Source organism: Rhodoferax sp. BLA1, from assembly GCF_013416775.1.
Taxonomy (GTDB): domain Bacteria; phylum Pseudomonadota; class Gammaproteobacteria; order Burkholderiales; family Burkholderiaceae_C; genus Rhodoferax.
Map to the genome: position 1 here is coordinate 113590 of NZ_SZVI01000013.1, position 12078 is coordinate 125667.

Annotated in this window: 11 protein-coding genes and 1 tRNA gene; 3 read left to right on the forward strand and 9 right to left on the reverse strand. The window is 57.4% G+C overall.

All coding sequences use genetic code 11. The annotated features are described in order from the left end of the window. Positions 1–52: 52 nt before the first annotated feature. The 5 genes from FDG13_RS16005 to FDG13_RS16025 all read right to left on the reverse strand — a co-directional run bounded on the left by FDG13_RS16005 (position 53) and on the right by FDG13_RS16025 (position 4362). Entirely contained in the window at positions 53–1969 is a 1917-nt protein-coding gene (locus tag FDG13_RS16005) for a SurA N-terminal domain-containing protein (RefSeq protein WP_180129971.1), read from the reverse strand. Between the two features lie 59 nt (positions 1970–2028). Next, positions 2029–2104, reverse strand: a tRNA-Val gene (locus FDG13_RS16010). Positions 2105–2119: 15 nt separating this feature from the next. Further along, positions 2120–2392, reverse strand: a complete 273-nt coding sequence (locus tag FDG13_RS16015) for an HU family DNA-binding protein (RefSeq protein WP_180129975.1) — start codon at positions 2390–2392, stop codon at positions 2120–2122. A gap of 244 nt (positions 2393–2636) precedes the next feature. After that, complete coding sequence (locus tag FDG13_RS16020; RefSeq protein WP_255435296.1) at positions 2637–3344, reverse strand: nitroreductase; 708 nt, start codon at positions 3342–3344, stop codon at positions 2637–2639. A 64-nt stretch (positions 3345–3408) separates the two neighbouring features. Further along, complete coding sequence (locus FDG13_RS16025) at positions 3409–4362, reverse strand: histone deacetylase (RefSeq protein ID WP_180129981.1); 954 nt, start codon at positions 4360–4362, stop codon at positions 3409–3411. Positions 4363–4556: 194 nt separating this feature from the next. Here FDG13_RS16025 and FDG13_RS16030 point away from each other — a divergent pair, with 194 nt between their 5' ends. Beyond that, entirely contained in the window at positions 4557–5108 is a 552-nt protein-coding gene (locus tag FDG13_RS16030) for a phasin family protein (protein ID WP_180129985.1), read from the forward strand. A gap of 292 nt (positions 5109–5400) precedes the next feature. On the opposite strand, the gene clpA is transcribed toward FDG13_RS16030, so the two are convergent. The 3 genes from clpA to FDG13_RS16045 form a co-directional block, all read right to left on the reverse strand. Continuing rightward, on the reverse strand, positions 5401–7728 hold the full coding sequence (clpA, locus tag FDG13_RS16035; protein ID WP_180129988.1) for an ATP-dependent Clp protease ATP-binding subunit ClpA: 2328 nt from the start codon (positions 7726–7728) through the stop codon (positions 5401–5403). Between the two features lie 81 nt (positions 7729–7809). Continuing rightward, positions 7810–8172: an ATP-dependent Clp protease adapter ClpS gene (gene clpS, locus FDG13_RS16040; protein ID WP_078363265.1), complete on the reverse strand. Its 363-nt coding sequence runs from the start codon at positions 8170–8172 to the stop codon at positions 7810–7812. 36 nt (positions 8173–8208) lie between these two features. Continuing rightward, positions 8209–9204, reverse strand: coding sequence for a tRNA-dihydrouridine synthase (locus FDG13_RS16045; RefSeq protein ID WP_180132530.1), 996 nt, complete (start codon positions 9202–9204; stop codon positions 8209–8211). A gap of 173 nt (positions 9205–9377) precedes the next feature. On the opposite strand from FDG13_RS16045, the gene FDG13_RS16050 reads away from it, so the two are divergent. Next, entirely contained in the window at positions 9378–9848 is a 471-nt protein-coding gene (locus FDG13_RS16050) for an SRPBCC family protein (RefSeq protein ID WP_180129991.1), read from the forward strand. Positions 9849–9910: 62 nt separating this feature from the next. Here the strand turns inward: FDG13_RS16050 and FDG13_RS16055 are convergent, their stop codons facing one another. Further along, the gene (locus FDG13_RS16055; RefSeq protein WP_180129996.1) at positions 9911–10831 is read right to left on the reverse strand and encodes a DUF808 domain-containing protein; all 921 of its coding nucleotides are present in this window, start codon (positions 10829–10831) and stop codon (positions 9911–9913) included. Positions 10832–10956: 125 nt separating this feature from the next. Between FDG13_RS16055 and FDG13_RS16060 the strand changes: the two genes are divergently transcribed. After that, complete coding sequence (locus tag FDG13_RS16060) at positions 10957–12075, forward strand: beta-ketoacyl-ACP synthase III (RefSeq protein ID WP_180130001.1); 1119 nt, start codon at positions 10957–10959, stop codon at positions 12073–12075. The last annotated feature ends 3 nt before the right edge of the window (positions 12076–12078 follow it).

Consider the following 12078-nt stretch of genomic DNA (forward strand, 5'->3'; position numbering starts at 1 on the left):
GCTGCTTTTTATATAGCAACCAGCCCTTTATACATAAGGGCTAGAGCATCAATTATTGTGTAACACTGGCTGTTGGCACGGGCACCAACACTTCAACTTTCAGGCGGTCTTTTAAGGCCGCGTAGTAAGCTCTGGTTTCAGCAGCATTCCACCACCGCGCGTACTGTTCACGGTCTTGTGCTGCATTGGGTTGGCTGGCCACATCGTGGGGCAGCACTTTGTTGATGCGGGCCACGGCATAACCATTTGCCCCCAAATCAACACCTACCCAGGCTGGCAGCTTGCTGGTATCTGCGGCCAGGCTGGCCGTCAAAAGCTGGGTGGGCAAATTCTGTGTCTGATCGCGTGACACCACAACAGCCCCTGGCAATGACGCCTTGTCAGGCTCTTTTTTCCAAACTGCCAACTTCTCCATGCCATCCTGACGCGCAAGCTCCACGGCGCGCGACTCCACCACACGTGTTCGCACCATCGGCTTCACTTCTGAAAAAGCAAGTGTGCTCACCGGGCTGTAGGCCACCACACGCCCAGCCGCCATCTGGTTGACCGCCGTTTCGACCGCTTCGGTATTACGTTTGTTCTCCACGCTGTCCGGGGCAAACAAAGCCGAGAGAAATTTCTCGCTGGCCAAGACACCCGTGGCACCGGTGGCAGGCTGGCGCAGCAGATGGTCAACCGTCTTGACTTCCAGACCCAGCTTCTCGGCCACAGGCTTGAGGCTGTCTGATTGCTCATACACCGTGTTGGTGAAAAGTTCGGCAAATTCTGCAAATTTGCGTTGGGCCTGCTGGGTCTTGAGATCGTTTTCCAAGCTGGGGCGCAACTCTTCAAAACTGCGCGGCTTGGGCGACTTGACATCGGTGAGCTTGATGATGTGGTAACCAAAATCAGACTCAACCAGGTCACTGATCTCGCCCTTCTTCATCGCAAAAGCAGCATCCTCAAAGGGCTTGACCATGGCACCCCGTGCGAAGAAATCAAGATCTCCGCCCTTGCTAGCCGAGCCGGTGTCCTGAGAGTTCTTTTTGGCGACATCTGCAAAGCTGTCAGGTGCAGCGCGAACGGCCTTCAGCAAAGCTTGCGCCTGGGTCTGGGCCTTTTGCCGGTCAGCCGCTGGGGCATCTTTGGGCGCACTGATCAGGATGTGGCTGGCCCGGCGTTCCTCGACACCACTCAGGCGCGCCACATTTTGCTCATAGTAGGCGCGCAGATCGGCCTCAGCGAGCTTGATGCCGTGTTTGACGGACTCCATGTCCAGCACAACATATTCAACTTTGGCATGTTCAGGCGACTTGAACAGCGCCTGATTGGCTTGATAAAAGCTCTCTAGGTCAGCATCAGACGGATTCACACGGGCGGCATAGTCCTTGGTCAGGAAGCTGGCCACCTGAACTTCACGCTTCTCAAAAAAAGCATTCAAGGCCACATCGGCAGGCGCTACAGCCACAAAACCAGATCGACCAATGCCGGCTTCAACCTGTTGCTGGGAAATGGTCTGGCGAACGGAGTTCTCAAAACCTGCAGGGGTGAGGCCCTGGTTGGCTGCCAGCTGCCGATAACGTTCGATATCCAACTTGCCATCCGGCAGGCGCAGAGACGCGATGGTGGGGTCCTCCTGCAAGAATCTGGCCAAACGGGCATCACTGGTCAGCAAATTGGCCTTTTCAGCAGCCACTAGCATCACACGTTCACGCACCAGCCGCTCCAGGACAGCAAAACGTGCCTGCGGTGAATCCAGCAACTTGGCATCCAACTCCGGCCGGGCTGCACGCAGTCGGTCCACCTCGTTCTTGTGTGCAAGTTCCCACTGTCCTTTGGTGATTTCCACAGATCCGACTTTGGCGACGACCTCGTCCGACTGTCCCGCCTGGTTGTATCGATCAATGCCGAACAACACAAAGGATGGAATGATCAGCAGAAACAACAAAATCATCATGATCTTGGTGTGTTTCCGAAAAATATCGAACATGTGAAAACTCTCCTGCGGACAAACAAAAAAGGCGAACCAAGAGTTCGCCTTTGCATGGGTGGTGGGTGATGACGGGCTCGAACCGCCGACCTACGCCTTGTAAGGGCGCCGCTCTACCAACTGAGCTAATCACCCCACCGAAAACGAAATTCAGTTGATGGCGTCTTTGAGTGCCTTACCAGGTCGAAACTTGGGCACCTTGGCTGCCTTGATTTTAATCGAGGCACCAGTACGGGGATTACGGCCAACTCGTGCAGCCCGCTTGCCAACGGCGAATGTGCCAAAACCAACCAAAGACACGGAGTCACCCTGCTTCAAAGTCAGCTTGACCGCCGAGATCGTGGCCTCGAGCGCCCGTGCGGCAACCGCCTTGGGAATGTCAGCATTGGATGCTACGTAATCAATCAGTTCTGTTTTATTCACAACCTACCTCTTAGGAAAATTGGCGTTCACGAAATTTATAGCTGCAAGCTATTCGCTGCTTCGCACAAATGGTTTTTTGACTTTCAGGCATCAGTTACATTCAACTTACACCGCCCAACTGACGGGAATTCTAAGCGGATTTAAATGGGCCGACGAAACAGCAGCGCAAACTTTTATCAACTGTTGCAGGTGGACTTGGCAAGCATTGGAAATGCTGCAGCATCCCTACACCATTTCAAACGGTTCAATCCAGCCAGGTCGTGAATTCGTTCACAACAACCCGCGGTGTATGAAACGTGTTCACGGGATCAGACAGCTCGGCGTAACCAAAGGCCATGCCACACACCAGGAACTCGTTGGCACCGGCACCGATGTGCGGCTTGATGATGTTGGCAAAGCTGTTCCAGGCCGCCTGTGGACAGGTATGCAGACCGTGTGCGCGAGCAGCGATCATCAGGCTTTGCAAAAACATGCCGTAGTCCAGTAGTGAGCCCCGACCCATGGCACGATCCATGGTGAACATCAAGCCCACTGGGGCGTCAAAAAAGTGGAAATTCCGCTGATGCTGGACATGCATCTTGTCCTTGTCACCCTTGCCGATGCCAAGCAAACCGTAGAGTCCCCAACCATTCTCACGGCGGCGCTCAAGGTAGGGGCTGAGCCATGTTTCAGGGTAATAGTCGTACTCTTCCCGATATTCGGCGGCCAGCTCTGGATTGGCGCGTAAAGCATCATGGGCAGCACACACTTTGGCCACCAGACTGTCACGACTTGCTCCCTGCAACACGTACACCTTCCAGGGCTGGGTGTTGGTGCCCGAAGGCGCCCGACTGGCCAGCGCCAACAGCTGCGTCAACACCGGTCTCGGCACCACCTGAGGGCTGAAGGCGCGTACTGACATGCGAGAGGTAATAGCGTGGTCCACGGCGGCTTGACCAGCCAAGAAATCCATCGTTTGAGTCATAGGTGGTGTTGATGAACTGATTAAGAACGAATAGATTGAAGCAGAAATCGGTTCATGGCGAACTTGCCAGAGTCTTGGCGACGTCCACAGACTGCGTCAAGCGCCAATACGACAACGCCGTCCGGTAGGTGGTGACCTGCAGCTGCACGGTTTCACCGATGTCCAAGCCATATCCACCCGCCATCACAAAAGCCAAGGGCACGCGTCGTTGGTGGCACCACGCAAACACACGCTCATCACGCATCTGAAGCCCGCTAGCGGTCAGCTTGAGGCGGCCCAATCGATCCCGCTCAAAAGGGTCAACACCTGCCAGATACACCACCAAGCCCGGCGACAAACGCTGACCGAGCGTGTCCAAGGCATTCTCCAGCGCGCACAAATAGTCGTCGTCCCCACAGTCATCCGGCAGACCGATGTCCAGATCGCTGTTCTCCTTGCGAAAAGGAAAGTTTTTCTCACCGTGCAAGGACAAGGTCAGGACACTGGGATCATCCCGGAAGATATGTGCCGTGCCATTGCCTTGGTGAACGTCCAGGTCGATCACCGCCACCCGCAATGGCTCAGACCCGCAGCTGAGCGCCTCCCTTTGGGCGCATCGAATGGCAACAGCAACATCGTTGAATACACAAAAACCACCGCCTCTATCCGCATAGGCATGGTGCGTTCCGCCCGCCAGGTTGCCTGCCACAGACTGCTGCAGAGCAGACGCCACAGCGGCAACAGTGCCTCCCACCGAGCGACGCACACGTTCTGCCATCTCGAGACTCCACGGAAAACCAATCTCACGCATCACAGCAGGATCCATCTCACCGGTCTGGATAGCCTGGATGTAAGCAGGGCTGTGCACCAGTGCCAACTGCGCGTTGCTCACCTCTGGCGCCTCTTTGAGACAAATGTCCGGGAGCTCTGTGCTCAGCGCATGGCGAAGCATCGCGTACTTTTGCATGGGAAAGCGATGCCCCGGTGGCAGAGGCAACACAAAGTGATCGGCGTAGAAAGCATCCATCACGTGATTGTGTCGCTGCGTTAACAAACTGGTTGTTTAGACACGGCGGCCTAAATTGCTGCAACGCAGCAAAAAACACTTGCCAAGACCCAACTTGTCTCTATAATTTGAGTCATGCTGCACTGCAACATATTTTGGTTTGAGCAAGGTTTCGGCGCAGTTAACTTTTTTACACAACCGATGGAGAGATGACGATGACGACAATTTTGACTGTTGAACAAATTGTGGCAGCCCAAAAAGCCAATATTGAAACCTTGCTGGGCCTGACAGCCAAGGCCTTTGAAGGCGTCGAGAAAATTGTTGAGCTCAACATGAGTGCGTCCAAAGCGGCTCTGGCTGACACCGGCGACAACGCCAAAGCCCTGCTCAGTGTCAAAGACGCCCAAGAACTGTTGGCTCTGCAATCGAGCATCTTCCAGCCGCTGGCTGAAAAAACCGCTGCCTACAGCCGCCATCTGTATGAAATCGCTTCAGGCACCACCAGCGAATTCACCAAAACCCTGGAAGGTCAGGCAGCACAAGTCCAGCAACAATTCACCGGCATGTTGGACACCGCTGTCAAAAGCGCCCCGGCTGGCTCAGAAGCGGCTGTGGCCGTGCTGAAAAGCGCTGTCGCTGCGGCGAACAACGCTCTGGAATCGGTCCAAAAAGCGGTCAAACAAGCCACCGATGTCGCTGAAGCCAATTTCAACGCCGTGACCAGCACCGCAGCCAATGCGGCCAAACCTGCAGCGAAAAAACGCTGATTGGCATCTTTGTTGCATATAGCAGACAGACTCAAAAATAAGTGTGCGCCTCTAACCAACTAAGGGAAAACCCTGAGATACTTGGTACAGTTCTGAATTTGGAAACCCCGCGTTTCAGCTAGTTGTCTCCTCGGGTCCTTTCGTAACCTTCAGGTTCAGGGATCCCTTAAGGGTTGGTCGCAAGACCGACCCTTTTTTTTACCCTTTTTTCCCAGCACCCTCTGCGGCAAAAAGAAAACCGGTACGGACCACACGCGTGGCCCATACCGGTTGACAGGGAAACTCTGAAGACTTAGCTGAGTGTCGCCTCTTGTGATTCTGGCTTGGGCTTGCCCTCTTTTTTGGGCAACGGGGTGATGTCCAGCAACACCTCGGTTTTGCTCTCGTCCTTGTCGTCCAAGTCCACCGTCAAGCGGCCACCGTCCATCAAGCGCCCAAACAACAACTCATCGGCCAGTGCACGCCGGATGGTGTCCTGAATCAGGCGCTGCATTGGCCGGGCGCCCATCAACGGGTCAAAACCTTTCTTGGCCAGGTGTTTACGCAGCTTGTCGGTGAAGGTGACTTCCACCTTCTTGTCGGCCAGTTGCGCTTCCAGCTGCAGCAGGAACTTGTCCACCACACGTAGGATCACGTTTTCATCCAGCGCCTTGAAGCTGACGATGGCATCCAACCGATTACGGAATTCCGGCGTGAACAAACGCTTGATGTCGGCCATTTCATCACCCGACTCACGCGGGTTGGTGAAACCGATGGTGGCTTTGTTCATGGTCTCGGCACCGGCATTGGTTGTCATGATGATGATGACGTTGCGGAAGTCCGCCTTGCGCCCATTGTTGTCGGTCAAGGTGCCGTGGTCCATCACCTGCAGCAACACATTGAAGATCGCCGGGTGGGCTTTTTCAATCTCGTCAAGCAGCAACACACAATGCGGCTTTTTGGTGATGGCTTCGGTCAGCAGCCCGCCTTGGTCAAACCCGACATAACCGGGAGGCGCACCAATCAGGCGGCTCACCGCGTGCTGCTCCATGTACTCACTCATGTCAAAGCGGATCAGCTCAATGCCCATGATGTAGGCCAACTGCTTGGCTGCTTCGGTCTTGCCAACCCCGGTGGGGCCGCTGAACAGGAAGGCGCCAATCGGCTTGTCACCCTTGCCCAGACCAGAGCGCGCCATCTTGACGCTGGAGGCCAGCATGTCAAGCGCCTTGTCCTGGCCAAACACCACGTTGCGCAAGTCACGCTCCAGGGTCTTAAGCTTGCCGCGGTCATCGTTGGAGACATTGGCAGGGGGAATGCGGGCGATCTTGGCCACGATTTCTTCGACCTCAGCCTTGCTGATGATCTTTTTGCGCTTGGAGGCTGGCAAGATCCGCTGCGCGGCACCCGCCTCATCAATCACGTCAATCGCCTTGTCGGGCAAATGGCGGTCATTGATGTATTTCGCACTCAGTTCCGCTGCTGCCTGCAAAGCCGCCAGTGCGTACTTCACGCTGTGGTGCTCTTCAAAGCGCGATTTCAGCCCCTTGAGGATGTCCACCGTCTGCTCGACGGTCGGCTCAACCACATCCACCTTCTGGAAGCGACGAGACAAGGCTGCGTCTTTCTCGAAAATACCACGGTACTCACTGAACGTGGTGGCACCGATACATTTGAGGGCACCCGAACTCAGCGCCGGTTTGAGCAGGTTGGACGCATCCAGCGTGCCGCCAGAGGCCGCACCCGCACCAATGAGCGTGTGGATTTCATCGATGAACAAAATCGTGTTGGGCTTGTCTTTCATGGCCTTGAGCACACCTTTGAGACGTTGCTCAAAGTCACCTCGGTACTTGGTGCCCGCCAGCAGTGCACCCATGTCAAGTGAATAAACAATTGCCTCACCCAAAATATCGGGCACGTCTTTTTGTGTGATGCGCCAAGCCAGCCCCTCGGCGATGGCGGTTTTGCCCACACCGGCCTCACCCACCAGCAGCGGGTTGTTTTTGCGGCGACGGCACAGGATCTGGATGACCCGCTCGACCTCATAGTCACGACCAATCAGCGGGTCGATCTTGCCGTCTTTTGCCAGCTGATTCAGGTTCTGGGTGTACAGGTCCAGTGGTGAGGATTTTTCATTTTTCTCCGCCCCACCCTCTTCGGATTCAGCCGGGCTTTCGCCGGACTTGATAGGTTCCGGCGGGTCACTCTTCTTGATGCCGTGGGCAATGAAGTTCACCACATCGAGACGGGTCACGCCCTGCTGGTGCAGGTAATACACGGCGTGGGAATCTTTTTCGCCAAAAATGGCGACCAGCACATTGGCGCCGGTGACTTCCTTTTTGCCGCTGCCGGTGGACTGCACGTGCATGATGGCGCGCTGGATCACACGCTGGAAACCCAACGTGGGCTGGGTGTCCACATCGTCAGAGCCCGCCACCTGCGGCGTGTTGTCCTTGATGAAGGTGACCAGCGACTTGCGCAGGTCATCGGCATTGGCTGAACAGGCGCGCAGCACCTCGGCGGCGCTGGGGTTGTCCAGCAAAGCCAGCAGCAAATGTTCGACGGTGATGAATTCATGGCGCTGTTGGCGCGCTTCCACAAACGCCATGTGAAGACTGACTTCCAATTCTTGGGCAATCATGGTGTTCCTTTAGTAGCTTCGGTTCGATGGTCAACTGTAATCTGATTTGAAATCAGGGCGGCTCTACAAGGATTCAGATGCTCAGGAATCCAACGGTTCTGCGACACACTGCAAGGGATGCCCCGCTTTGTTGGCAGCATCCAGTACCTGACTCACCTTGGTGGCCGCCACGTCGCGCGAGTAAACGCCACAGACGCCTCGGCCATCGAGGTGAATCTTCAGCATGATCTGGGTCGCTGTCTCCAGATCCTTGCCGAAATACTCTTGAATCACAATCACCACAAACTCCATCGGTGTGTAGTCGTCATTGAGCATGACCACCTGGTAGAGCTTGGGCGGCTTGGTTTTTTGGGTCCGACGCTCCAGCACCACCGTGCCGTCTGAGTCGTCCACTTCAGGTTTGACAGGGCGTTGCGGAATAATTTTCGGTATTTTGGTGCTCATGAATTCATTCTATCGAGCCGCCTCTGATGCTGCAGACTACTGTGACATGGCGCCAGCAATGCAAAATTCAAGCCCACCCATCTGCTTTGCCAGCCAAGCGTCCACATCCGCCGGGTGGTGAAAGGTCTTGACCGCCTCAAACGCCAGCTGTGCCTGAGGATAGACCCGGCGCAACAGGTTGAGCCATTGCTTGAGGCGACCGGTTTGCTGATCACGCCGCAGGTGTTGCCCCACCAGCCGCCAGAAATCGGCGATCAGGGGCAACAACTGCTCCCAGGGCAACACCATGACCGCGTTTGAACCCGCCCCTGGCTCAAGTGCGCCGTGTGGCGACTGGGCCGCCAGAATCTCCAGCGCCAAGCCCGGGTTGGCCACGATGCCACGCCCAAGCATCAAGCTGTGGCAGCCGCTGGCCAGACGGCAGGCCTGGGCGTCGGCAGCGGTCCAGATCTCGCCATTGGCCACCAGCGGCAACTTCACCACCTGGCGGATGTCTCCCACTCGCTCCCAATAGGCCGGTGGGCGGTAACCATCCACTTTGGTGCGGGCATGCACCACCAGCTCGCTGGCGCCTGCCGCCTCAATGGCCAGCGCACAGGCCTCGGCCCGGCTGTCGTCATTGAGGCCAAGGCGCATCTTGGCCGACACTGGCTGCTGCGCAGGCACGGCCCGGCGCACCTCTGAGACGATTTTGAACAGCAACTCGGGCTCGTCCAGCAAGGCCGCCCCACCACGATGCCGGTTCACCACCGGTGAGGGGCAGCCAAAGTTCAGATCCACACCATTCGGCCCCATGGACGCCAGGCGAGCCGCGTTGTCGGCCAGGCAGATCGGGTCAGAGCCCAGCAACTGCGGGCGTACCGGTACACCTGAGAGGGTCTGGCAACCTTGGCGCAACTCGGGCACCAGGCGCTCAAACACGCGCTCGGGCAACAAGGTGTCGGTGATACGGATGAACTCGGAGACACAGCGCTGCACCCCACCCACACGGGTCAGGATGTCACGCAGCACAAAGTCCAGCAGCCCTTCCATCGGGGCCAGCAGCAAGATCGGGGAATCGTTAGGCAAATTTGGCACGGGGCAGATTGTGGCGGCAATTGCACCCGCCACCAGCACACACGGCGGGCTATCATTTGTACAGCTCTGGTGCGCTTGTCGAGGTCAACTTCGCAGCCACTGGCAGATCACCTTTTTGGGAGACAAGAATGGCCATCACTGTCAAGCTGGATCTGGGTTACGAATTTGCCGTCAAGGCGACCTATCACACCGTGTTTGAGCTGCTGTCCGATGTGCCCCAGTCCGCCAGCCACTTTCCCAAACTGGACAAGTTGGTGGACCTGGGTGACAACGTGTACCGCTGGGAGATGGCCAAAATTGGCGTCGCCAAGTTTGTGCTGCAGACCATTTATGCCTCCAAATACGTGTCCAACCCGGCCAAGGGCTCGGTCATCTGGACCCCGGTGGCCGGTGAAGGCAACGCCCTGGTGTCGGGCAGCTGGAAGATTGTTGACAAAAAAACCGCCACCCATCTGACGCTGAAGATCCAAGGTGAGGTCATGATGCCGCTGCCCAGCCTGGTCAAGATGGTGGTGGTGCCCGCGGTGCAGGCCGAGTTTGAAAAGCTGGTGGAGCAGTACATCGACCACCTCACCCAAGCCCTGGGCGGCGAGGTCTGAACCCTTACGGGGTCGCTCCCATATCAAGAGCATCCAACCCTTATTGCATAAGGGCTAGAGGCCTATTTATTGTATAAAGCAGAGCGAGCCCAGCTGAGCGCATGCACCCCAGCCAGGGCCACCCCACCCGCGATAAGCCCAAATAGCGCGCTGAGCACGGCTGAGGCCAGCGGCGCCGCTGGCCCTGCCAGCTGGCTGATCCCGTCCAGCCACACACCCAGGCTGTGCCAGCCGTGCACCAGAATGCCGCCACCCACCAGAAACATCGCCAGCGTGCCCAGCACCGTCAGGCTTTTCATCAGCAGCGGTGCAGCGCGCAGCAGGCCCCGCCCCAGCACCTGTTGCCAACCGGATTGGCCGGGGCGCAGGGTGAGCCACAGCCCCAAGTCGTCGATCTTCACAATAGCTGCCACCAGGCCATAGACCCCAACCGTCATCAACAGCGCCACACCAGCCAGCACACTGACCTGGGTCACAAACGGGCTGGCCGCCACCGTGCCCAGGGTGATGACGATGATCTCGGTGGACAAAATGAAGTCGGTGCGCACCGCACCCTTGATCTTGTCTTTCTCCAGCGCCACCACGTCCACCGACGTGTCGCTCAAAGCTTGCAACAGTTGCGCGTGTTCGGTTTTGTCCTGGGCCGGGCTGTGCAACAGCTTGTGCGCCACTTTCTCAAAGCCCTCAAAACACAGGAACAGGCCACCCGCCATCAGCAGCGGGGTGATGGCCCAAGGCGCTACTACACTGAGCAGCAGCGCACCAGGCACCAGAATCGCCTTGTTGATGAACGAACCCTTGGCCACCGCCCACACCACCGGCAACTCGCGCTCAGCCTTGACACCGGTGACCTGCTGGGCGTTGAGCGCCAGATCGTCCCCTAGCACACCGGCGGTCTTTTTTGCTGCCACCTTGGTCAACAAAGCCACGTCGTCCAGCACGGTGGCGATGTCATCCAACAATACAAGCAGGCTGCTGGCCATTCGGAACCCTCCAAAGTCACGGATTGTCGTTGATGGTATACAACAGCACGGTGCGCCGCAGGTTCGATAATGGCGAGTGGCACCCGCGCCACCCAGACTTGCGCTCCCTTTCAGAAAGACACTTCATGCACCGCGTTTGTATCAGCAGCACCGGGCTTTATGTGCCCCCCCACATCATCAGCAACGCCGAACTGGTGGACACCTTCAACCGATATGCCGATCTGCATAACATTGAACACGCTGCTGACATAGCAGCAGGCAAGCTAGCAGCGGTGCCGTACTCCAGCGTGGAGTTCATTGAAAAGGCGTCTGGCATCCAGCAGCGTTATGTGGTGGAGAAGTCGGGTGTGCTGGACCCCACGCGCATGCGCCCTCGCCTCACCCCTCGGCCAGACAACGAAATCTCCCTGATGGCCGAGATCAGTGTGGCTGCCGCACAAGACGCCTTGCAACGCGCTGGCAAAACCGCCGCCGATGTCGATGGGGTGATCTGCGCCGCCGCCAACATGCAGCGTGCCTACCCGGCGATGGCGGTGGAAATCCAGCACGCGCTGGGCATCACCGGTTTTGGGTTCGATATGAACGTGGCTTGCTCCTCGGCCACCTTTGGCATCGAGATGGCGGTCAACGCGGTGCGCAGCGGCTCGGCACGTGCGGTGCTGGTGGTTAACCCCGAAATCACCTCACCCCACCTGGCCTGGAAAGACCGCGATTGCCATTTCATCTTTGGCGACGTCTGCACCGCGATCCTGATCGAGCGGCAAGATACCGCCCCGGCAGGAGCGTTTGAGGTGCTGGGCACCAAGCTGGTCACCTCGTTCTCGAACAACATCCGCAACAACGCCGGGTTCATGTCGCGCTGTGAGGACCGCAACCCCGAAGACCGCGACCAGCTGTTCTACCAGGAAGGCCGCAAGGTGTTCAAGGAAGTCTGCCCGATGGCCGCGGAGCACATCAGCAGCCACCTGGCCACGCTGGACTTGGCCCCCAGCGGTGTGCGTCGCTTCTGGTTACACCAGGCCAATCTGGCGATGAACCAGCTGATCGGCCGCCGACTGCTTGGCCGTGATGCCACCGCAGATGATGCACCGGTGATCTTGAACGAGTTTGCCAACACCGCCTCAGCCGGTTCCATCATCGCTTTCCACCGCCACCACGATGACATCGCTGTCGGTGAGGTGGGCGTGATCTGCTCGTTTGGCGCCGGTTACTCGATTGGCAGCGTGGTGCTGCGCCGCCTCTGAGTT